This is a genomic window from Paenibacillus aceris, assembly GCF_017874035.1.
GTDB classification, from domain to species: domain Bacteria; phylum Bacillota; class Bacilli; order Paenibacillales; family NBRC-103111; genus Paenibacillus_E; species Paenibacillus_E aceris.
The window spans coordinates 14,302-35,066 of the sequence record NZ_JAGGKV010000004.1 but is presented as its reverse complement, the minus strand read 5'-3'; the positions used below and the strand labels follow the sequence as shown (position 1 = coordinate 35,066).

The window sequence follows — 20,765 nt, the reverse complement described above, 5'->3', positions numbered from 1 at the left end:
CTATATGTGTAGTCACTCCGATTGTTTAATATGCTGTTCTCCCCACGCGCACATCGCGTCCAAAATGGGTTTGAACGACCAACCATACGGTGTTAACGAATAAACGACTTTGGGCGGCACTTGCTCATAGCTCGTTCTTTTCACCATGCCATCCTGCTCAAGCTCGCGCAATTGCTGGGTAAGCATTTTCTGGGTAATCTCAGGCATTAATCGTTTTAATTCGCTTGTTCGTTTATCTCCTTTGTCCAAATGACAGAGTATGACGACTTTCCACTTTCCGCCGATCACATCAAGAGTAGCTTCAACGGGAACATTATAAGGCATAGATTGACCTCCGCAAAATTTGATAGGAACTTTTTTGTACCTATAGTACCTTGGAGTGTCTATATAACTTCAAAGTGCGTACTTATCAAAAAGTTCGTGTGAACCTATAATAACACTCAGACAACAAATGTAAAGTGTTGCTGCAGGTCACATTCATTCAGGAGGATATTATGAGTCAAACAATTACACCATCTGCTTCTATACAAAAAGAAAAGCTGCTTACAGGAAAATGGGCACTCCTTGCTCTTGCCATCAGCGCTTTCGGTATTGGAACAACAGAATTTGTCCCGGTTGGTCTACTTGCTTCCATCTCAGATGATTTACAGATCGGGATTACGCTTTCCGGGCTGCTTATTTCAGGCTATGCCATCGGTGTCGCGCTTGGCGCGCCAATTTTAACCGCACTGACCAATCGGATGAACCGCAAGTCACTGCTGATGCTTTTAATGGTTATTTTCATTATTGGCAATGTCGCAGCCGCGCTTTCCACATCGTTCGCACTTTTGTTAGTCGCACGTTTTATTACGGCATTCTCGCACGGCGTCTTTTTCTCGATTGGCGCGACAATCGCCGTCCAACTCGTTCCACCGCACAAAAAGGCCAGCGCCATTGCTTTGATGTTTACAGGGCTAACGGTTGCTACAGTCACCGGCGTACCGCTCGGAACGTTCATCGGGCAATCGTTCGGTTGGAGAGCAACGTTCTGGGGAGTCGCGTTATTGGGAGTTATTGCGATCATCGCGAGTGCAGCACTCATTCCTAAAAATTTGAAACAATCGCCTCCCGCGAAATTTTCAGATATGCTTCGTCTGGTTACGAATTCCCGTCTGATTCTGGGATACGCCATCACAGCACTCGGATATGGAGGCACATTTGTTGCTTTCACTTATTTAACCCCAATTTTACAGGATGTAACAGGGTTTAATCAGCACGTCATATCTATCATTCTACTTGTATATGGTGTCGCGGTAGCTATCGGCAATTCGGTCGGTGGAAAATGGGCTAATCAGAATCCGCTTCGCGCCTTGTTCTGGATGTTTACGGTTCACGCGGCTATATTGATCGTGCTCACCTTTATGCTGCCATTCAAAGCGGCTGGGTTGATCGGCGTGTTTCTGATGGGGCTTCTCGCGTTCATGAATGTGCCGGGACTTCAATTAAATATCGTACAGCTTGCCGAAAAGTATGTTCCTTCCGCAGTCGACGTTGCTTCTGCCCTAAACATTGCGGCGTTTAATATTGGGATTGCCGCGGGCTCTTTGGTTGGTGGTGTGGTTGTAGATACCATCGGACTTAAGCACACACCGTGGATCGGTGGATTGATGGTGTTGGTTGCCGTGATCCTTACGCGTGTATCCTCCAAGCTGGAGAAGAGATAAGCTAGTTGTTTAATACTTCAAACCGTCATGAACGTTATGGCGGTTTTTTTGTTTTTCGGAGAATTCTTAAGTGTATTTCAGGGAAAAGTATCCATAGAAATAATCGAAAAGGATGAAACTTGTGGATCAAACAATGTCGTTGTATGAGAAAATCGGCGGAGAGCCGGCTGTCGCCAAAGTGGTTGATTATTTTTATGAACTCATTTTAGCCGATGATACGGTGAATGCGTATTTTAAGAACACAGATATGGACAAACAACGCAAGCATCAAACGAAGTTCATCTCGTTTGCCTTAGGCGGACCGAACCAATATTCCGGGCTATCGATGGCCAAAGCGCATAAGGGCATGAATTTGCAGCCTGTGCATTTCAATGCCGTCGCAACGCATCTTACGAATGCACTTGCACATTTTAATGTGCCGAAAGCCGATATTGACCAAGTGATCACACATGTTGCATCGCTCAAAGACGATATTCTTTACAAGTAATCTGGCTTGAGGCAAAAGAGAAAGGGGACTTTCCATGTAAATGGACAGTCCCCTGTTCCTTTTAAGTTGTTCCGCTCGACTTACTTATGAATCCAGATTAAGCCGGCAGAATTATCTTTGGCCTCGCCGATCACTTGGAATTTCAAACCAAGGTTTGGCAGCAGGCGCCCTGCGTCCGGAATGAGCTCGTTCATATAGGTTTTGGCATCAGAGAATTCATCGACACCAGGTAAGGAATTGTACATATACTCGCCTCTAGTGGCATTATTGATATACCAAGATGGCGTTTTGTCCAGCGAGAATGCGGCATCCGCGACTTGATAGCGGGTTGTTTGCGAAACCGAATCTTGTCCGTCTTTTTTGAACACCATGGCATCGGAGTGAGCATCTACAACACCGAGGAAGCCTTGACCCGGATGGACGCCCACCCAGTTATCCAGATAACTGTCATCTGCATACCAAACGACAAGTCCCGTGTTATATTTGACACCGCGGCTGTAAGCCAGAGCCTTATCGGCTCCTTCATAGTTTCTCCACTCGAGGTAGTAGTAGTGTTTTTTGAAATCTATCCCGTTCGACTGGACGAAGCCGTCCAACTTGAACTTCGAAGCGCCTTCGGCATCATCTGAGAAGGCTACTTGCCCATCTACCGTTAATTTGGCGTTATCCATGGCAAAACCATTCAAGGCGAGTCCGCCATCTGTCACATAGTTGAAGTTCAGTGTTACTTTTTTACCGACGAATGGCGTTAAATTGTAGGACTTGTCGACCCAAGCTCCGTTTGAGGTTTCTGCGCGAGCATCACCGTTCGTGTCATTGTCTCCAATGACATCAAGTGTCACTTCTTGTCCATCATAGGTTGCTGCCGTTACCGTCAGATAGTCGTATTCGAATTCCACCTCATACAAGGATTTGAAATCAAACGAGGCGGTTTTCGCCTGGGTTAAATCAAATTCAGGTGTTGATAGCGTCGTATTCAAGTTATCGCCTTTTGTACTGTAATAGTAGCGGGAACCAAACGCCGGTTTAATGCCTTGCACGGCTTTATCCGGTAAATTCACTTTGACGATACCCGGGTTTTTCGATTTTGTTACGCTTTGATCTATAATTGCCGCTGTGCCTAGTTGATTAATGCTGGAGGAATCGATCTCTGTGACGTTAGCCCAGTTGCCGCCCATCGTTTTCTGGAAGAAATCTTTATTTTGCGGGGAAAAAGAGGTTGGCGTCGTGCCCGCTATGTTCCCGTTCCAACTGCCGCCGCTCATGATCGACCAAGAAGCAATGGGCTCACCTTGCCCTGAGTATTGAGTATCATACTCATCAGGCAGCCCTAAGTCATGCCCGAATTCATGAGCAAACACGCCGACAGCGCCATCTTCAGGCTGAATTGTATAATCGTAAGCGGCCATTTTACCGCCCCAATAATCGACTCCGGATGCTGTTCCGGGAACCGGATACACCCCGTTCAGCGTCCAACGATGGGACCAAATGGCATTATCGCCCAAGGCACCGCCGCCGGCTTCTTGCCCTGTACCGGCATGAATGATCATCAAGTGATCGACCAGACCGTCGGGTTCATTTTGATTGCCGTCGCCGTCTAAATCATATTGATCGAATTTATCATAGTCGGCTAAGTTAACACCTTTGGCGACAGCGGCATTTAGCGCATCTTTCACGAGATCGCGAGGCCCGAGAGGGGCTAAATTATCATGCCCGCCTGCCGGGTTATCATCACCGTATTGCGCAGCTGTGCCGGGAACCGTCAACCAATCGGAAACATAACCGTCAACTGTGTAGCTGCCGCCAGACTGTTCCTCGTAGTACTGCTTAAACGTTTGAATTTTGGAACCATCGAATAACTTGAAATCTTTATCGCCAAACATGAGCTTCCGATAATGCTCAGGGCTGAAGTCATTGGCGTACATAAAACCCGGCTCTTGTTTCACATTGTTATGTTTGAGGTCCGCAAATTCCGTCAAAAGAACGAGCACTTTATCCTCGCGAACGGGTCCGTTATAGCGATCTTGTTTTGCGGACGGAATAGGGATGCCGCTGCCGTTTCCTTTTTTAAGATTCTCCGAGCCTTTGTTCAATTGCGAAGATAGCTTAACTTTTTGCTTGGCAATAAAGTCTTTCGACTTTTTGTCCATTTCGTCGTTCAGTTTGCTCTTCTGTTCGCCTTTGGGATTTGCGAGTTTTGTATTTTTTACGGATAAATAGCTTTTAACTGCTTTCGATATTTGTTCAGGTGTTGCATTTTTGTTCAAAATCCCTCGGTCCATCAACCCTTTTGCTAGACGCTCGTCGTTCACAATCATGGCATCGATCGGCGGTGCGTCGAGGGCCTCTAACGCATCTGAGTAGTTGGTTTCTGCGGCTGAAGCCGTGGAAGCGAGAAGTCCTACCGTCAAACTTGTTGCGAAAAATACGTTCGTCAGTTTTGAGAAGTGTTTATTCAAATAATCAAACCTCCTACGAGAAAATTTAATTGACCGTTGTACAGTTAAATTAAATACTAGATTCCCTGATCTAGTAAGTGCTGCTAGTCCTGCACATTTTGACCTACCATTTATTTCCTGTTTCGACGTTATCTGCGTGTTAAAGGGAGGAATATGTAGAATAAAAAGCGAGGAAGAAGGTTAATTTATCCAAAAAGGGTATTGCAGGAGGTTATTGTCATGTCATTCGAACCAATTTCGACTCCATTTTCACGGTTTCCAAAATCAGTTTGGCTGAGTTCGACGGAAATGCCTAGTTATCCGAAACTAGCAAAAGATATACAAGTTGATGCGGCTGTGGTAGGAGGGGGCATAACAGGAATGACAACGGCCTATCTACTGGCAAGCAAAGGGCTGAAAGTTGCCCTTGTCGATGCAGGCAAAATCGCGAATGGTACAACAGGCCATACAACGGCCAAAATCACCGCACAGCATGATCTTGTTTATGACGAATTTATCTCTCATTTCGGTGAGGAGAAGGCGCGGCTCTATTACGAAGCGAATCGTGAGGCTTTGCATTTTATAAAGAATCTGGTCACTGACCATGCGATCCCCTGCCAGTTCAAGGAGGAAGATGCGTATATCTATACAACTTCGGAAGCGAATATAGAGAAAATAACTGCTGAGAGCAAGGCTTACGAAAAGCTTGGAATCCAGGGCGGCTTCTTGGAGCAAGCACCGCTGCCTTTCCGGACTCGGGCGGCAATCGTGATGAAAAACCAGGCACAATTCGATCCAATCCCCTTCATCAAACATCTAGCTCATGCATTCATTCAGCTCGGCGGGCAAATATTTGAACAAACAACCGTTGTAGGAGTGGAGAAAGGAATTCCAGCAACGATAAAAACAAATGACGGTCATGAGATTACGAGTCGCTATGTCGTTTCATCCTCACATTTTCCTTTCAATGATCGAAATGGTTTTTACTTTGCGAAACTGCATGCGGAGAAATCCTATGCGCTGGCAGCGAGAACAGAGATCGGTTTGGCAGGCGGCATGTTCATTAATGCGGATACTCCTTCTCGCTCACTCCGCACAGTGATGGCGGGTAACGAAGAGCTGCTGCTAATCGGAGGGGAAAGTCACAAAACGGGGCAAGGGATGTGCACGTATCAGTATTACGAGGCGCTGCATCAGTTTGGTGTCGAACAATTCAAATTAAAGGAAGTCTGGTATCATTGGTCGGCGCAAGACTTGTTTACACTTGACAAGCTGCCTTATATCGGGCAAGAGCTTTCAGATTCTCCTAATATTTTGATTGCAACAGGTTTTAAAAAATGGGGAATGACCACAAGTGTCACGGCCGCCATCTTGAATTCGGCAATCATTACCTGTGAAAAAAGTCCATATGAAGAGCTGTTTTCGCCGTCTAGATTCCATGCAGATCCTATGGTCAAAACGTTCATCCTCCAAAATGCAAATGTCGCCAAACACATTATCGCTGGGAAATTTGATATCGTATATCGTCAAGCAGAGGAACTGCATAATGACGAAGGTGCTGTTGTTCGCGTGAATGGGAAAAGAGCGGGTGCTTACAGAGACTCAGACGGAGAGCTGCATGTCGTGGATACGACTTGTACGCATATGGGCTGTGAAGTTGAGTGGAACGAGGCTGAAAGATCGTGGGATTGTCCGTGCCACGGATCGCGGTTTTCTTATTCAGGGAATGTTATCGAAGGGCCCGCCAAACAAGCGCTTGCTAAGGTAGATCTATTCGTCAAAAAATAAATAGCAAGACTCCTCCATTTGTTCGGTATAATAGGGTCAGAAAGCTGTAATCATCCAATAAATGGGGGGCTGATATGAACATTGCAAAAAAAGTAACGTGGTTGGAGCTTTTTTATGATCTGCTGTTTGTCGCGGCAGTTTCTAAGGCTACGCATGTGCTGCTGCATGCTGACCACGGTACGATTTCACCTGAGTACATCATCAAATTTGTGTTGATTTTTATTCCCATCTGGTGGGCCTGGGTTGGACAAACCCTGTTTAACAACCGTTATGGTCAAGATGTGTTCACTCATCGCATCTTCATGATCCTGCAATTGTTTTTTGTCCTCATCATGACATTTAGCTTATCTACGGATTTTAATCGATACTACGTTCCTTTTTTCATAGGATACATAGGCTCAAGGGCGTTAACGGCTATTCAATATTTGGCTATACAAAAAGGGGAAGTTTCCCACCGGGCTGCAACAGCGCGTTATCTGGGAACACGGTTTTGGATCGGAATCCTCATTTCGAGCGCCTCTTTATTTTTCGATTCCTGGGTAAGGTATTTGATTCTATATGCGGGCATAGCCATTGATGTTCTCCTGCCGGTCATCGGTAGACGCTTCTTGGTGCACACGCCTATCAATACGCATCATTTATTGGAGCGCTTTGCTTTGTTTACTCTGATTCTCCTAGGTGAATTAGTAGTAAGCACGTTAGCTGTTTTACAGTCTAGCAACGGTAACTGGGCATCGGTTTTGTTTGCTGCATTGGCTTTTATTCTAGTTATTGCGATTTGGTGGCAATATTTTGAGAATATCGAGAGAAAAGTGGATAAGGCGTTAAATACGGCCGGACAAACGATCATTTATGTTCATTTATTCATTTATTTGTCTCTGAGTGCAATCGCGGCATCAATTCAGCTATTATATTTGGGGCAGCTGGACTACCTCTTTATAATCAGCATGGTGTTTCTATCGGTACTGCTCTATTTTGTATCGACGACGGTTATTTTTCATCGGTACAGGCATAAACATCTTCAGTTGAGGCCGTTTCATTTGGCTTTATTTTTAGGGATACTTGGTGGATTTTTTGTAATCAATTTGTTTGTAGTCGTACCCAACTACGTAATCATTGGCGAAATGGCTGTGTTCTTTCTGGTGTACGCGAGACTAGGGACCCGTTAGATAACCAAGAATGTAAGGATTCAAGGGAGGATCGGTTCGATGATTTCATATCCTAAAATGACGCAAGAAAAGCTGCTGCAGCGATTGACCCATCCAGGCAAAAAAGTCCGCATGGTGCTGGATACAGATACGTTTAACGAAATCGACGATCAATTCGCAGTCGTCTATGCATTGAAATCATCAGCGCAGCTGCAAGTAGAGGCATTCTATGCTGCTCCATTCCATAATGAACTGTCAGACGGGCCGGCGGATGGCATGGAGAAAAGCTATCGGGAGCTGCAGAAAATTTCTGCGCTGCTGCCGGAAATGTCGAATATCCCCATTTACCGGGGATCGACCGGATATTTATCCGGAGCAGAGTCACCGCAAGAAAGCGAAGCGGCGAGAAATTTGGTGGAGCGGGCTATGGCCTCTCCTGAAGATGACCCGCTCTATGTGGTGGCGATTGGCGCTATCACGAACGTCGCTTCTGCGATTTTGCTGGAGCCGCGCATCCTGGAGAGAATCGTCGTCGTTTGGTTAGGCGGGCACTCGCTTCCATGGCCTGACACTAGGGAATTCAACCTTGCCCAAGATTTGCACGCTTCTCGCACAGTGCTGAACTGCGGTGTTCCGCTTGTCTTAATTCCCTGCATGGGGGTTACTTCGCACCTGCTGACAACTCTTCCTGAAGTGCGGGAATATGTGAAGGATAAGGGAGAGATCGGGAAGTATCTATATGAAACATACGAGAACTGTGCGAAAGACCATTTTGCCTATTCGCGTGTGATTTGGGATATCGCCACTATCGCTTATCTGATCGACGAAAGCTGGCTGCCCAATGAACTGGTGCACAGCCCCGTCCTATCGGAGGATTTCCGCTATAGCTTTGATGCTTCCCGGCATTTTATCCGCTATGTTCATTTCGTCCGGCGTGATCGTGTATTTAATGATTTCTTCCGCAAGTTGGAAGGATGAGAGAAGAAGATCCCCCCATTCTTTGGATGTGGGGGATTTTTTTGTGCCGTCTAGTGCTGAACTTCAACTCCAACCTTATCAAACGCTAACTTCTAAGTAAGAAAAGATAAGTTCTTGTTCGGCTTCAGAAGTATAGTAAACATAGAAGCAAAATCTTTTTGGGGGGGCTTTTGAGATGAGTGGATTAACGAACGAAGAGGTAGCATTTTATAAAAAGAATGGATATTTGCTGAACCACAAGCAGCTGTTTTCTGCGGAGAAACTGGCCGAGCTAACCGGCATTTTTGAGGATCAACTGGCACAGAAAGGAAGCAAGCTATCCGATGAACTGGATACGCCGCATTTTCGCGATGAGAGGCTTCTGAAATTTCTGCTTTCAGATGAAGCGCTTGATCTGGTTGAGCCGCTGCTAGGGCCTAATATCGGACTATGGTCCAGCCATTTTATATGCAAAGATCCTTTTGTGGGGAGAGCTACGCCTTGGCACGAAGATTCCGCTTATTGGAAGGGCCGGGTGGATCGGCTGGACAAGATCGTGACCATTTGGCTGGCTATCGACCCCAGCAGCAGAGAGAACGGTTGCATGCAGGTCATTCCAAGCACCCATGATCATGGATTCTCTGAGTATGAGGCGGTCGACAGCACGAAGAATCTTTTTAGCACGCAAATTAAAAATTTGGATACCTCCCAATCGGTTCATTTTGAGCTGGGAAGAGGCGAATGCTCGCTGCATGATGCGCGGATCGCTCACGGAGCCGACGCGAATAGGAGCCCTTACCGACGCTGCGGATATACGATGCGTTATTTTGCAACGGATACGAAAGTGTTCCCTGAGAAAAACAAAAATTTCAAGGTTTGGCTGGCTAGGGGAAAAGATTTGGCAGGAAATCACTACGCCAATGTGTAATAGAGCTTAAAACGAGAGGAGTGAGCGCGGATGCGTAGAAAAAATCAGCCAGAGCGATTAACAAGCGAGAGGTTTATTCATCCGTCCGCATCCTTTCACATATATGTCCAGCATGTAGATCGCCTTTGTGAGCTTCACTGGCATGAATTTTATGAGCTCTGCTTTGTCCTTTCGGGAAATGGGCTGAATGTCGTCAACGGCATCACGTATGAGCTGCGTCCCGGCAGCTTATTTCTGCTGACCCCGGCTGATTTTCATGAAATCGGTCCTCTTGCTCATGAATCGTTACATTTGTTCAACCTCGTGTTCTCTGACGATTTGTTTAGCGAGGAATTGAAAACGTTGTTTTTTCAAGAAGCGGGAGACTATCAGAATGCGGATATGGCTGATCGTTTTACGGCAATTGAAGCTGAGTTTCGACTGATTTGGGAAGAGTCACAGCATCTGAAGCTGGGGCACAAGATCATCGTTAAAGGCTCGCTGGAGCGTATACTGCTGTATATTGCAAGAGCAACATCCGCTGCTAAGAGGCAAGAAGACACGATCGCCCATCCTAAGCATCCTGATGTACAAAGAGCGCTGCTCTATATCCATCATCATTTCCGAGAAGGGTTTTCGCTGGAAGATGCTGCTAAGCAGGCGGGTCTTGCGCCAAACTACTTCTCTCTCGTTTTCCGGAAAACAACAGGCATTCCGTTTCAAACCTATGTACAAAATCTACGTTTGAAATTCGCTAAATCCTTACTCATATCCTCGAATTATCCGATTACGGAAATATGTTACGCATCCGGCTTTCATACATTAACGCATTTTGAGCGGGTATTTAAGCAGCGCTTCGGACAAACGCCGAGGATGGTCCAGAAAATGAGGGATTCCTAAATTTGACTAGATTATTTAGTCAGATGTCACAATTGATAGCCCTAAGTGGCTGTGCTATACTCTAGGCAACTTTTGGAAATCCAAAGGGATCAAGGGATGAAGAGGAGGAAGAATTGACATGTCAGCATGGATTGGACAAGGGGATGTCGTTTTATTTCAAGGGGACAGCATTACGGATGCAGGACGCCTGCGTGACAATGGCCAGGATTTAGGCAAAGGCTATGCGCTGATGGCGGCAGCCCAATTTTCGGCGAAGTACCCGGAGAAACAGGTGCAATTCCTTAATCGGGGAATTTCAGGCAATCGTGTCGTGGATTTGCAGCAACGTTGGGATCAGGACTGTTTGAATTTGAAGCCTAACTTAGTATCCATATACATCGGGATTAACGATACATGGAGACGTTATGACCGCAACGATCCGACTTCGACAGAAAAATTTGAAACCGGTTACCGTGATCTCCTCACGCAAACGGCAGAGTCAGGCGCGAAGATCGTATTAATCGAACCTTTTGTGCTGCCGGTACCGGAAGACCGCAAGCTATGGAGAGAAGACCTGGATCCGAAAATTACAGTGGTCCGTGAATTGGCCAGAGAGTTCGATGCACGACTTGTGTGCTTGGACGGCTTGTTTGCTCAAGCATCTACTCGTGCCGAAAGCACGTTCTGGGCGCCGGATGGCGTACATCCATCTCCTGCCGGACATGCGCTAATCGCAAAGGCTTGGCTGCAGGCAGTCGGAGCCCTTGAGTAAACGAGACCTTAGTCATTCAGCCATAAGCTGTACTGCTGGCGATATTGCAGCGGGGTTAGACCGGATTTGGCTTTAAACATCCGCGTAAAATAGTTGGCATTCTCCACGCCAAGCTCATAGGAGATTTGAGAGATAGGCTTCACGCTTGTTGCGAGGAGCCTTTTTGCTTGCTCTATTTTTAAGCTGTGTACAAAATGGAGCGGGGCTTGGCCTGTTTGTTTAATAAATAATTTGCGCAAATGCGAATCACTAAGCTGCACAAGCTCAGCAAGCTCCCTAATCTCAGGCATTCGACTCGGATGGGAGAGCAGGTAATGGATGATTGTATGAATTCGGTTATCCATGTGCGAATAAGGAGATATCGGTTGATCCGACATCTCGCGATTCAACAACTCGTAGAGAATGCGCAGGAGAGAAGATTGCATAAGTAGGGAAACCACCGGAGAGGTGTCCTCCAAATGGTTCACCATATCACGGATGGGGGATTGCACATCGTGCATGGCCTGGTCGAACACGACAGGTAAATTGAGCACATGCCCCCAGTTTCGATTGCTGAGTAGCGAGATTTCCGCATCAAAATTAATGCTTGTCAGCGAAAGGTCGCTGGAAATCGCTCGATAACTAATATCCGTATGAGCGGGGAGGATACAGAGTTGACCTTCCTTGCACGTATAACGGATATGATCGACTTCAAGCAGGAAGCTGCCATTCTGCACAATCCACATGACCGAATGATGAAGCGTGCGGTGGCTGGCTTGCCATTTGTAGTCAAGTTCATAGTGTTTAATATGCAGAAATCGAATGTCCAATGCGTCAATAATTAATTGATAAGAGTTCAAAGGACCAGCCACCTCGCTTTGCGTTCCGCTTTTAGCCCATTGTAGCATGTCGGTTTCGATGAAAAAAGAGATCCCATTACACGCTTACTTCTGCGGTACGATGCCTCGAATCGCTTCATTCCGGTTAGGCTTGTCTTCCCCGTGAACAAGGTAGGTGCGGATGCGCGTTGTATCGCCGCCCCACTTCTCCATCAGGAATTTCACCTCAGGTGTTGTGTAGCGGACAGAGAAAGCTACGCGTGGAATGTTCGAGTTGTTCTTCTCAGATCCGTGAAAGGTTGCTTCATTAAAAAAGGCGATTTGGCCGGGAGACATTTCGAGATCAACCGCTTTGGACTCGTCGATCACTTCCGCTGGCAAGCCCTCCGAGAAGGCACTTTGATCTGTCCCTGTGGAGACATGCTCGACATGAGACTTGTGAGTGCCGGGAATGACGCGCAAACAGCCGTTTTCACGAATGGACCAGCCCAGGCTCACCCACGCCGTTGCATTAATCGCCGGCTCCATCGGCCAATAATTGATGTCTTGATGCCAAGGAATGAATTTATCGTTATTCGGTTCTTTGTACCAGAAGTGCATCGCCCACAGGACTAGGTTTTCGCCAAGTATTTGCTTCATCGCTGTGAGTATGCTTGGATGAGTAGCCAACTCATAAGCCCATAGATGGTTTTGGTGCCATGCGGATAAGTTCATATTGGTCGGACCCGGTTCGTATTTGGACTGACCGATAACTTCAAAGAAACGATTATAGGACAGATCGGTTTCCTGCAGCGATAGTCCTTGCAAAGGACCGCTGAAGCCTTCCTCGCGGAATTGTTGGATAGAGAAGGGACTTCCTTTGGTAATCATTCGCATAACCTCCAGTAGGTATGGTTTGGAATCTCTTATATCCTTATTGTAAGGTGATCACAAACGAAACATAAGTGACTAAAACGATTATGAATAGCACAAAACGATTATTTGCTGACGTGCTAGAATGAATCATGGCATCCGCGAAAAGAGAGGAATTCGACAGGATTTGGCGAATACTACGCGGCAAACAGTCATCGGAGCGGAAGCGCTTTTGAGATGGAATTGCGCCAACAAGGGGATCGTCCAGCCTAACAGCTTTATTCCAGTCGCTGAGGAAACAGGATTAATTGTTGATATCGGATATTGGGTTATCCGGCAGGCCTGTAAGGATTGGCACTTTCTAGAAGCGGACTATGGTTCCGAATTTAGAATATCGGTCAACATTTCCAGAGTGCAGTTGAATGAACAGGATTTCGTTAATCGGATTTTGCAAATTTTAAAGGAGGAGAATGTCGCTCCGCATGCTATGGAATTGGAAATTACTGAGAGCGCAACCGTACATTCCATACAGGATGTCCAGCAAACGCTGAGTCAACTGCGTGACAACGGCTTTACGATTGCACTGGATGATTTTGGAACAGGCTACTCGTCATTAAGTATGCTTACCTTGCTGCCGATAGACAAACTGAAAATCGACAGATCCTTCATTGCAGATGGGAATGCACCGCTAATTTCTGCGATGCTGGCTATGGCGAATGCCCTTCACTTGCAGGTGATCGCCGAAGGCATTGAGACATATGAGCAGTACATGATGCTCAAGGAAATGGCGTGCTGGGGAATACAGGGCTATTATATAAATAAGCCAGCTGAACTTGCTTTACTGCCGAAGCATGTGGTGATAGAGGCCAACTAGTTATTACGTCAGGTTAACTTAGTTACTTCGAAGTAACTCATTTTCTAACACCTGGCAATGGGTTATACTCGTGGAGATAGAAATGCTAGGATTACGAAGGAGGCATATCAAGTGAGTACCAATGAGAAAATTGGCGGCGGAGGCTTTCACCACGTCGCGTTAAGAGCGAATGACTTTGAAGCGACAGTTAAGTTTTATACGGAAGGTTTAGGGTTCACTGAAAAGAACAGCTGGGGCGAAGGCGATAAACGAATTGTTTTGCTGGACACCGGTGACGGTAATTATATGGAGGTTTTCGCCGGCGGCTCCGGTGAACCGAAACCGGAAGGTACTTACTTTCATGTAGCTTTTCGCAGCAATGATGTCGATAAAGCCGTTGCAGCGGCTGTTGCTGCAGGCGCGACAGTAACAGTTGAGCCTAAAGATGTTGTTTTGGGCAACCATCCACCGACACCCGTTAGGATCGCATTTGTCAAAGGGTTGAACGGTGAAATCCTTGAATTTTTCCAAAGCACAGGAGAGAACCAACTGTAACAAGGACAACCCTCCATTTCACGAAACTTGAAATGGAGGGTTTTTTGCGCCTTAAATCGCGTTTTTTGCAATCGAGAAGGGGTATGGTACAATTTTTGGGAATGATACGCAAGTTGGAGGTAATCCATGAAAGCTTTGATATTTGAGCAATTTGGCGGGCCCGAAGTACTGCAGTATGCAGATATACCTGAGCCTAACTTAGAACCTGGACATATTCTGGTGAGAACCAAAGCAATCGGGCTCAACTTTGCCGATGTTTACCGGAGACGTGGGAATTATCACTTGGCGGGAAAGCCGCCATTCATCCTGGGCTATGAGGCTGCTGGCGTCGTAGAGCGGGTCGCATCTGATGTGACGCATCTTCAAGCCGGCGACCGTATCGCCTTTTGCGATGTTCCTTTTGCCAATAGCGAATTGATCGCTGTGCCAATCGACCGGGCTATACCGGTGCCAGCCGATATTGCTTTTGAACAGGCAGCGGGCATACTGCTTCAGGGAATGACGGCGCATTATTTAGTCAACGACAGCTATCTGATTCAAGCAGGCGACGATATCGTCGTTCATGCCGCAGCAGGAGGCGTGGGTCAACTATTGATTCAGCTTGCCAAAAGCAAAGGGGCCAGAGTCATCGGTTTGACTTCATCGGACGCCAAAAAAGCCGTCGCACTGAAAGCAGGAGCCGATGTTGCTTTCGGCTACGACAAAGAGTGGGTGCAAGAGGTGATCCGCTTCACTGAGGCGAAACAAGGCGCAGATGCCGTTTACGATTCCGTGGGATCGACGTTAATGGACAGCTTTGCGGCTGCCCGAACGAAGGGGACGGTCGTTTTCTATGGCATGGCGGGTGGAGATCCGCCGCATGTTGACCCGAGAATGCTTATGGACACCTCGAAGACGCTGACCGGCGGTGATTTGTGGAACCATGTGACCTCGTTAGCCAATCGAATCGAGCGGGCGGAAGCGCTGTTCCAGGCGCTGCGGGATGGCATTATTCAGATGGAAGGGATAACAAGCTTCCCCCTGAAGGATGGCGCTGAGGCTCACCGACTAATAGAGAGCAGACAGAGTACGGGGAAAATCCTGCTTATCCCATAGCCAATCAAATAGGACCATCCCTGAAGTAGAATGTTCTACTTCGGGATAGTCCTATTTGTTCTTGGCAGCATCGCGGCACGCTTGATTTTACTCTTTTATACAGAATACCCTCTGCTTATCTCCAGACCTCGCTCGGAGTATCTCGCAATCAGCCCATCATCGGCCCCGGCATCTGTGATCAGAAGATCTATTTCCATCAGAGAAGCAAAGGAAATGAGGGCAGTTTGGTCAAACTTCGTATGATCGGTTAAAAGAATCGTTTTCTTGGATGCTTTGATCATTCTCTTCTTGAGCTCTGCCTCATCCCGGTGAAAAACGGATATGCCTCGATGCAAGTCGATGCCCGTACAGCCGAGGAAAGCAATATCCACATTCAGCTCATCAACCATTTGAATGGCACTGGGACCAATGATCGTATAAGTGCCTTTGCGGCGGTATCCGCCTAACATGCACAGTTCAATGTGAGCGCTCTCTACTAAGGTAGCGGCAATTTTCGTATCATTGGTGATCACGGTTAGAGTGCGATGCTGGATTAGCCTCGCAAGCTCAAGTGTCGTTGAACCGCCGTCGAGCAGAATTATTTGGCCATCCTCAATCCATGGATAAGCTTCTGCGGCGATCTGTTCTTTCTCTGCTTGCTGGCGTACTCTTCGTTTATGAATCGGCAGCATCGCATTGGAGCTTTCGACGAGTACGGACTCCCCCATGAACTCTTTTCAATATCCCGGAAGCCTCTAATTTCTCTAGATCCTCACGAATCGTTTTCTCCGTAACCTGATAAGTTTTGCTTAGTTCTGATACTTTTATGGAACCTGCTTGATTCAGCAGTTCGATGATTTTGGAGTGTCTAACCTCGGATAACATCATTCACCGGCTTTCTATTATTTTCGCGAAATGGAGAGTAACGTGCATTTATGTTTGATATTGTTTGTTTGATGGATACGTGTTTTGAGTATATCAAAAAGAGCATCAATAATATACCCAAGTAGATACAAAGAAAGTCCCTATGCAATCCTCTTAGAATCAGGTATCTTGTTGAGATTCACACATCGAAGAGCGGAGACGAGGAAATGATGATGATGCAATTACGGAAAAAGCTTACGGAAATCAAGCTGCCCTTCTGGGTGATGTTTATGAATACGTTCAGCATGGCGGTCGGCTTCTATATGATGATTCCGCTGCTTGCTTCCTACTTGATGCACGATTTACTACTGAGCGTGACGATCGTTGGCGTCATTTCAGCGATTCGCAGCTTAAGCCAGCAGGGCCTGTCTGCTTTATGCGGCACCCTAGCCGATCGGCTTGGCTATAAGCGGACCATTCTGATCGGGTTGTTTATACGTACCTTTGGTTTCGGAATGTTTGGCTTCGTCGATCATGTTCCGGGATTGATTATCGCATGCTTTTTCTCGGGTTTAGGAGCGGCGCTTTTTCAGCCGGCGAGTTATGCGTATTACGCAGCGCTCTCGACACCGCATAACCGGATCACGGTATATGCGATTCGTGAAATGCTAAGCAACATGGGATTTGTCGTGGGACCCGTTCTTGGCGCTCTTTTAATGGGGTTTCATTTCAAATATGTCAGTATGACGGCAACGCTGATTTTTGTCTTTTCTTTTTTATTAAGTCTGTTCTTATTGCCGCAAATTAAAAGTGAACAGATGCAATCTCAGGACGCCCGAATGTGGCCCCAGATGAAAAAAGTTATTCAAAACCGGGCCTTCCGACGCTTTATGGTGTTCACCATGATCTCGTGGTCGCTCGTCGCGCAGCTCTATATTGCGGTTCCGTTTCGCGTGAATCAGATAGCGGCGGGAGCCAATATCGGCTTGATCTACTCCTGCGGCGCCATCGTGATGGTGCTCCTGCAGGTACCGTTTGCCAAGCTGGGTCAAGCGAAAATGCAGCCCTTCGGCGTGCTGTCGCTTGCTACTCTGCTTCTGGCGTCGGGGTTGTTTACGATCGGAATGACAGGGTCGATGATCGGGATCTATGCGGGAGTCATCGCGTTTATGATCGGGCAAGTCTTTTTGCAGCCGATGATGAATACGATGGTTTCCGAGTTTGCCGGGAGCGGGAGTATCGCCAGCTATTTTGGCTTTAACAGCTTTGCGCTGTCGATCGGAGCTATGCTTGGTAATGTTGGCGGCGGTTATTTGTATGATCTTGGAACCTTGCTTGGCTGGAACGCACTTCCTTGGATCTGCTTCCTGTTGTTTGGTCTTCTCAATATTTTCTTTATGCTCAAAGAGCAAGGGCGCCGTACAGACTCGAAGGCGGTGCAGATGTGATTTCTTCATGGACCTGGTCATGCTTTTTATGCCAGGTTTTTTTAATTTGAACAAATAGTCCATGCACTTGCTCATTCTATACATTCTACCTCAGCTAAAAGCATGCTATCCTGAGTTTATAAGACAACCAAGGAGGCAAGAATTTGCTATGACATTGAACAAGTTGAACATTGGTGTAATCGGGGCAGGTTCGATTTCCGAAATGCACTTCGAGTCTTACGCTAAACAGGCAAACGCTAATTTGTACGCCGTATGCGATCTTAATCGCCAAAGAGCAGAGGAAAAAGCAGCAAAATATAACCTGGAGCACGTATACACCGATTATCGCGAGCTGCTCGCAAATCCGGAGATCGATGCTGTAAGTATTTGCACATGGAATAATACGCATGCTGAAATTAGTATCGCAGCGCTCTACGCAGGTAAACATGTACTTGTGGAGAAGCCGCTCTGTAAAACCGTGGAGGAAGCACTGCGCATTCAAGATGCCGTGCGCGAAACGGGGAAAACGCTGCAAGTAGGTTTTGTCCGCAGATATGACGCCAATGCTCAGCTCGTCAAATCATTTATAGATAAAGATAATTTGGGTGAAATTTATTATGCGAAAGCTTCTTGTCTTCGCCGTTTAGGCAACCCGGGCGGCTGGTTTGCGGATTCGGAGCGCTCCGGCGGCGGACCTTTGATCGATATCGGCGTGCATGTCATCGACCTGTGCTGGTACATGATGGGCAGACCGAAGCCGGTCTCCGTTAGCGGGAATACGTATAATAAGCTTGGGAATCGTGCGAATGTGCGCAATCTTTCCTTCTATAAAGCAGCTGATTACGATGTTGCTCACAATACCGTTGAAGATATGGCTAATGCGTTAATCCGATTTGAAAATGGGGCTTCCCTCCTTGTTGATGTCAGCTTTACGCTGCATGCCAAAAAGGATGAGATCGCTGTCAAGCTATATGGGGACAAGGGTGGCGTGGAAATTGAGCCAGAGCTCGTTTTCGTGACGGAAATGAACGATACCATTTTGAATGTATCCCCGCAAACGGATGCGAAGTCGATTAATGTACCGCAAGCTTTTCAGAATGAAATCAATCACTTCGTCGAAAGCTGCCAGACCGGAAAAACGCCGATTAGTCCTGTTGAAGACGGGGTTAACATGATGAAAATCTTGTGCGGCATCTATGAATCCGCAGCCAAAGGCCAAGAAATTAAATTATAGTCCGTTGGGAACTAGCATGGAGGTACTTACATGAAATTAGGCGTTAGTACGTATAGTTTATTTCAAGCTCTGAAGTCCGGTGAAATGGATATCATGGCCGTCATTGATTGGATCGCGGATCAAGGCGGCGAGCATGTTGAAATTGTGCCGCTCGGTTATGATTTGCCGGGCAATTTTGAATTGGCCGATCAGATTCGTCAAAAGGCGGAGTCGCGCGGCATCGAAATCTCCAATTACGCGATCGGCGCTAATTTTTTAACGGATTCCGAAGAGGCTTACCTCAAGGAGATTGAGCGGGTCAAAAGTGAAGTTGATCTTGCAGCGAGACTTGGCGTCAAAAAGATGCGGCATGACGTTGCGCAGAGTGCGGACCGTTCCATAGCGAATTTCAACAAACAGCTAGAGCGTATGGCTGAAGCCTGCCGTCAAATCGCGGACTATGCGTCAAACTATGGCATTACGACAAGTGTCGAAAATCATGGCTATTTTGTCCAGCACAGTGACCGGGTTCAAGCTCTGATCCAAGCTGTAGACCGCCCCAATTTCCGGACAACTTTGGATGTGGGCAATTTCATGTGCGCCGACGAGAACTCGGTTGCTGCCGTGAAAAATAACATTTCCTACGCTTCAATGGTGCACATTAAAGATTTTTATCTGCGTCCGTCACACCAAAATCCAGGTCAAGGCTGGTTCCAAACCTTGCAAGGCAATTATTTGCGCGGAGCTATTGTGGGACACGGCGATATTGATATGAGAGAAGTACTGCGCGTTATCAAAAGTTCTGGCTACGACGGCTACATTTCCTTGGAATTTGAAGGCATGGAAGAGTGTAAAACCGGTACGTTAATCGGATTACAAAATATTAAGAGATTATGGGAAGAAATGGCTTAAGCGGCAGAATGCCATGCGAAAGGTGTTGACGAAATAGGATGAATCCAATCGGTATCATGGTGGACAGTCTCCGCCTTGGCGTGCGGGACGGTTTGAAGAAAGCGAAGGAACTTGGGGCAGACGGGGTGCAGATTTATGCCGTGTCTGGCGAGATGGACCCAGCGAATTTATCGTCTGGCGCCCGCAAAGATCTGAAAGATTTCATCGCTTCCCTTGGGCTTGAAATTTCCGCTTTGTGCGGAGACTTAGGCGGTCATGGCTTCCAGGATGCCTCTGTGAATGCGGCCAAGATTGAGAAATCTAAGCGTATTCTTGACCTTGCGGTCGAGCTGGGCACGAAGGTTGTCACGACCCATATCGGTGTCGTTCCTGAGCAAGAGAATGATCCAATTTACGAAACGATGCACCGTGCTTGTGAGGAATTGGGCGTATACGCCAAAAGTTTGGACGCCTATTTTGCCATCGAAACGGGTCCGGAAACAGCCGTTCATTTGAAAGGCTTTCTGGATACTTTGTCAACCAACGGCGTTTCGGTTAACTTTGATCCGGCCAATATGGTCATGGTTACAGGCGATGATCCGGTGCAAGGCATCATTACTTTGAAGGACTATATTGTCCATACGCACGTGAAAGACGGTATCCGCCTGCGTCAGGCTGATCCGCGCGAAGTTTACGGCTCACTAGGCTATAAGCCAATGAGTCATGAGCAAATCGCCGAAGCCGCGACATCCGGCCCTTATTACCGCGAACTTGCGCTAGGCGAAGGGCATGTAGATTTTACGCGTTACTTCCAAGCGCTGCGAGACATTGGCTATAAAGGCTACCTGACGATTGAGCGAGAAGTCGGAGAACAGCCGGAGAAGGATATTGCCAGCGCCATCGCATTTATACGAAAATATCAATAATGAACAATAGGACTGAGGAGATGTTTGTCTCCTCGGTCCTTTTATTTACTTATAAGAATTTCTATGTTTATAGGGGGAACTACAGGGCGCTATTTTGCCAAAGAGATCACTTTGCGTGAGGGAGAGGGAACTAGGGTCCGCTTTTTCGCCATTTTGACATATATTTGGACGATTGAGGTTGAATAAGAGCCTGTAGTTCCCCTCCAACCCGCG

General features: G+C 47.0%; 21 protein-coding genes. 15 read left to right on the top strand and 6 right to left on the bottom strand.

Annotated features, from left to right (window positions below):
• Positions 1–12: 12 nt before the first annotated feature.
• A complete protein-coding gene (locus J2Z65_RS09470) occupies positions 13–324 on the bottom strand; it encodes a winged helix-turn-helix transcriptional regulator (protein ID WP_167053316.1) in 312 nt (103 codons plus the stop codon).
• Positions 325–494: 170 nt separating this feature from the next.
• Between J2Z65_RS09470 and J2Z65_RS09465 the strand changes: the two genes are divergently transcribed.
• Together J2Z65_RS09465 and J2Z65_RS09460 are read left to right on the top strand one after the other, a co-directional pair.
• Positions 495–1,703: an MFS transporter gene (locus J2Z65_RS09465; RefSeq protein WP_167053318.1), complete on the top strand. Its 1,209-nt coding sequence runs from the start codon at positions 495–497 to the stop codon at positions 1,701–1,703.
• A 133-nt stretch (positions 1,704–1,836) separates the two neighbouring features.
• On the top strand, positions 1,837–2,190 hold the full coding sequence (locus J2Z65_RS09460; protein WP_425326207.1) for a group I truncated hemoglobin: 354 nt from the start codon (positions 1,837–1,839) through the stop codon (positions 2,188–2,190).
• Between the two features lie 80 nt (positions 2,191–2,270).
• Here J2Z65_RS09460 and J2Z65_RS09455 read toward each other — a convergent pair whose 3' ends face one another.
• On the bottom strand, positions 2,271–4,649 hold the full coding sequence (locus J2Z65_RS09455) for an immune inhibitor A domain-containing protein (protein ID WP_167053321.1): 2,379 nt from the start codon (positions 4,647–4,649) through the stop codon (positions 2,271–2,273).
• A 219-nt stretch (positions 4,650–4,868) separates the two neighbouring features.
• On the opposite strand from J2Z65_RS09455, the gene J2Z65_RS09450 reads away from it, so the two are divergent.
• From J2Z65_RS09450 to J2Z65_RS09425, 6 genes are all read left to right on the top strand, one after another.
• Positions 4,869–6,416 carry an FAD-dependent oxidoreductase gene (locus tag J2Z65_RS09450; RefSeq protein WP_167053323.1) on the top strand — a complete coding sequence of 516 codons (1,548 nt, stop codon included), beginning with the start codon at positions 4,869–4,871 and terminating at the stop codon, positions 6,414–6,416.
• Positions 6,417–6,490: 74 nt separating this feature from the next.
• Positions 6,491–7,585 (top strand): low temperature requirement protein A, encoded by a 1,095-nt coding sequence (locus J2Z65_RS09445; protein WP_167053325.1) that lies wholly within the window; start codon positions 6,491–6,493, stop codon positions 7,583–7,585.
• A gap of 39 nt (positions 7,586–7,624) precedes the next feature.
• On the top strand, positions 7,625–8,542 hold the full coding sequence (locus tag J2Z65_RS09440; RefSeq protein WP_167053327.1) for a nucleoside hydrolase: 918 nt from the start codon (positions 7,625–7,627) through the stop codon (positions 8,540–8,542).
• A gap of 175 nt (positions 8,543–8,717) precedes the next feature.
• Positions 8,718–9,449 (top strand): phytanoyl-CoA dioxygenase family protein, encoded by a 732-nt coding sequence (locus J2Z65_RS09435; protein WP_167053329.1) that lies wholly within the window; start codon positions 8,718–8,720, stop codon positions 9,447–9,449.
• A 30-nt stretch (positions 9,450–9,479) separates the two neighbouring features.
• Positions 9,480–10,328, top strand: a complete 849-nt coding sequence (locus J2Z65_RS09430; protein WP_167053331.1) for an AraC family transcriptional regulator — start codon at positions 9,480–9,482, stop codon at positions 10,326–10,328.
• 118 nt (positions 10,329–10,446) lie between these two features.
• Complete coding sequence (locus tag J2Z65_RS09425; RefSeq protein ID WP_167053333.1) at positions 10,447–11,079, top strand: SGNH/GDSL hydrolase family protein; 633 nt, start codon at positions 10,447–10,449, stop codon at positions 11,077–11,079.
• An 8-nt stretch (positions 11,080–11,087) separates the two neighbouring features.
• Here the strand turns inward: J2Z65_RS09425 and J2Z65_RS09420 are convergent, their stop codons facing one another.
• Both J2Z65_RS09420 and J2Z65_RS09415 read right to left on the bottom strand, forming a co-directional pair.
• On the bottom strand, positions 11,088–11,918 hold the full coding sequence (locus J2Z65_RS09420; RefSeq protein ID WP_167053335.1) for a helix-turn-helix domain-containing protein: 831 nt from the start codon (positions 11,916–11,918) through the stop codon (positions 11,088–11,090).
• A gap of 84 nt (positions 11,919–12,002) precedes the next feature.
• Complete coding sequence (locus J2Z65_RS09415) at positions 12,003–12,767, bottom strand: phytanoyl-CoA dioxygenase family protein (RefSeq protein WP_167053336.1); 765 nt, start codon at positions 12,765–12,767, stop codon at positions 12,003–12,005.
• Between the two features lie 169 nt (positions 12,768–12,936).
• Between J2Z65_RS09415 and J2Z65_RS09410 the strand changes: the two genes are divergently transcribed.
• The 3 genes from J2Z65_RS09410 to J2Z65_RS09400 all read left to right on the top strand — a co-directional run bounded on the left by J2Z65_RS09410 (position 12,937) and on the right by J2Z65_RS09400 (position 15,252).
• Entirely contained in the window at positions 12,937–13,623 is a 687-nt protein-coding gene (locus J2Z65_RS09410) for an EAL domain-containing protein (protein ID WP_167053338.1), read from the top strand.
• A 111-nt stretch (positions 13,624–13,734) separates the two neighbouring features.
• Positions 13,735–14,157 carry a VOC family protein gene (locus tag J2Z65_RS09405; RefSeq protein WP_338111558.1) on the top strand — a complete coding sequence of 141 codons (423 nt, stop codon included), beginning with the start codon at positions 13,735–13,737 and terminating at the stop codon, positions 14,155–14,157.
• Between the two features lie 126 nt (positions 14,158–14,283).
• Positions 14,284–15,252 (top strand): quinone oxidoreductase family protein, encoded by a 969-nt coding sequence (locus J2Z65_RS09400; RefSeq protein WP_167053342.1) that lies wholly within the window; start codon positions 14,284–14,286, stop codon positions 15,250–15,252.
• A gap of 95 nt (positions 15,253–15,347) precedes the next feature.
• Here J2Z65_RS09400 and J2Z65_RS09395 read toward each other — a convergent pair whose 3' ends face one another.
• Both J2Z65_RS09395 and J2Z65_RS36085 read right to left on the bottom strand, forming a co-directional pair.
• Positions 15,348–15,959: a DeoR/GlpR family DNA-binding transcription regulator gene (locus J2Z65_RS09395; RefSeq protein ID WP_167053344.1), complete on the bottom strand. Its 612-nt coding sequence runs from the start codon at positions 15,957–15,959 to the stop codon at positions 15,348–15,350.
• A complete protein-coding gene (locus tag J2Z65_RS36085; RefSeq protein ID WP_425326206.1) occupies positions 15,907–16,116 on the bottom strand; it encodes a DeoR family transcriptional regulator in 210 nt (69 codons plus the stop codon). Before J2Z65_RS36085 ends, J2Z65_RS09395 begins: the two co-directional genes overlap by 53 nt.
• 206 nt (positions 16,117–16,322) lie before the next feature.
• Between J2Z65_RS36085 and J2Z65_RS09385 the strand changes: the two genes are divergently transcribed.
• The 4 genes from J2Z65_RS09385 (at position 16,323) to J2Z65_RS09370 (ending at position 20,552) form a co-directional block, all read left to right on the top strand.
• Positions 16,323–17,543, top strand: a complete 1,221-nt coding sequence (locus tag J2Z65_RS09385) for an MFS transporter (RefSeq protein ID WP_167053348.1) — start codon at positions 16,323–16,325, stop codon at positions 17,541–17,543.
• Positions 17,544–17,691: 148 nt separating this feature from the next.
• On the top strand, positions 17,692–18,756 hold the full coding sequence (locus tag J2Z65_RS09380) for a Gfo/Idh/MocA family protein (protein WP_420850765.1): 1,065 nt from the start codon (positions 17,692–17,694) through the stop codon (positions 18,754–18,756).
• Between the two features lie 30 nt (positions 18,757–18,786).
• A complete protein-coding gene (locus J2Z65_RS09375; RefSeq protein WP_167053350.1) occupies positions 18,787–19,647 on the top strand; it encodes a sugar phosphate isomerase/epimerase family protein in 861 nt (286 codons plus the stop codon).
• 38 nt (positions 19,648–19,685) lie between these two features.
• Positions 19,686–20,552 carry a sugar phosphate isomerase/epimerase family protein gene (locus J2Z65_RS09370; RefSeq protein ID WP_167053352.1) on the top strand — a complete coding sequence of 289 codons (867 nt, stop codon included), beginning with the start codon at positions 19,686–19,688 and terminating at the stop codon, positions 20,550–20,552.
• Positions 20,553–20,765: the final 213 nt, after the last annotated feature.

Coding starts and splice junctions, on each gene's coding strand:
- J2Z65_RS09370 (WP_167053352.1), top strand. CDS start 19,686: ATGAATCCAATCGGTATCATGGTGGACAGTCTCCGCCTTGGCGTGCGG.
- J2Z65_RS09380 (WP_420850765.1), top strand. CDS start 17,692: ATGACATTGAACAAGTTGAACATTGGTGTAATCGGGGCAGGTTCGATT.
- J2Z65_RS09385 (WP_167053348.1), top strand. CDS start 16,323: ATGATGATGATGCAATTACGGAAAAAGCTTACGGAAATCAAGCTGCCC.
- J2Z65_RS09415 (WP_167053336.1), bottom strand. CDS start 12,767: ATGATTACCAAAGGAAGTCCCTTCTCTATCCAACAATTCCGCGAGGAA.
- J2Z65_RS09400 (WP_167053342.1), top strand. CDS start 14,284: ATGAAAGCTTTGATATTTGAGCAATTTGGCGGGCCCGAAGTACTGCAG.
- J2Z65_RS09440 (WP_167053327.1), top strand. CDS start 7,625: ATGATTTCATATCCTAAAATGACGCAAGAAAAGCTGCTGCAGCGATTG.
- J2Z65_RS09465 (WP_167053318.1), top strand. CDS start 495: ATGAGTCAAACAATTACACCATCTGCTTCTATACAAAAAGAAAAGCTG.
- J2Z65_RS09470 (WP_167053316.1), bottom strand. CDS start 324: ATGCCTTATAATGTTCCCGTTGAAGCTACTCTTGATGTGATCGGCGGA.
- J2Z65_RS09435 (WP_167053329.1), top strand. CDS start 8,718: ATGAGTGGATTAACGAACGAAGAGGTAGCATTTTATAAAAAGAATGGA.
- J2Z65_RS09430 (WP_167053331.1), top strand. CDS start 9,480: ATGCGTAGAAAAAATCAGCCAGAGCGATTAACAAGCGAGAGGTTTATT.
- J2Z65_RS09450 (WP_167053323.1), top strand. CDS start 4,869: ATGTCATTCGAACCAATTTCGACTCCATTTTCACGGTTTCCAAAATCA.
- J2Z65_RS36085 (WP_425326206.1), bottom strand. CDS start 16,116: ATGTTATCCGAGGTTAGACACTCCAAAATCATCGAACTGCTGAATCAA.
- J2Z65_RS09375 (WP_167053350.1), top strand. CDS start 18,787: ATGAAATTAGGCGTTAGTACGTATAGTTTATTTCAAGCTCTGAAGTCC.
- J2Z65_RS09445 (WP_167053325.1), top strand. CDS start 6,491: ATGAACATTGCAAAAAAAGTAACGTGGTTGGAGCTTTTTTATGATCTG.
- J2Z65_RS09395 (WP_167053344.1), bottom strand. CDS start 15,959: ATGGGGGAGTCCGTACTCGTCGAAAGCTCCAATGCGATGCTGCCGATT.
- J2Z65_RS09425 (WP_167053333.1), top strand. CDS start 10,447: ATGTCAGCATGGATTGGACAAGGGGATGTCGTTTTATTTCAAGGGGAC.
- J2Z65_RS09460 (WP_425326207.1), top strand. CDS start 1,837: ATGTCGTTGTATGAGAAAATCGGCGGAGAGCCGGCTGTCGCCAAAGTG.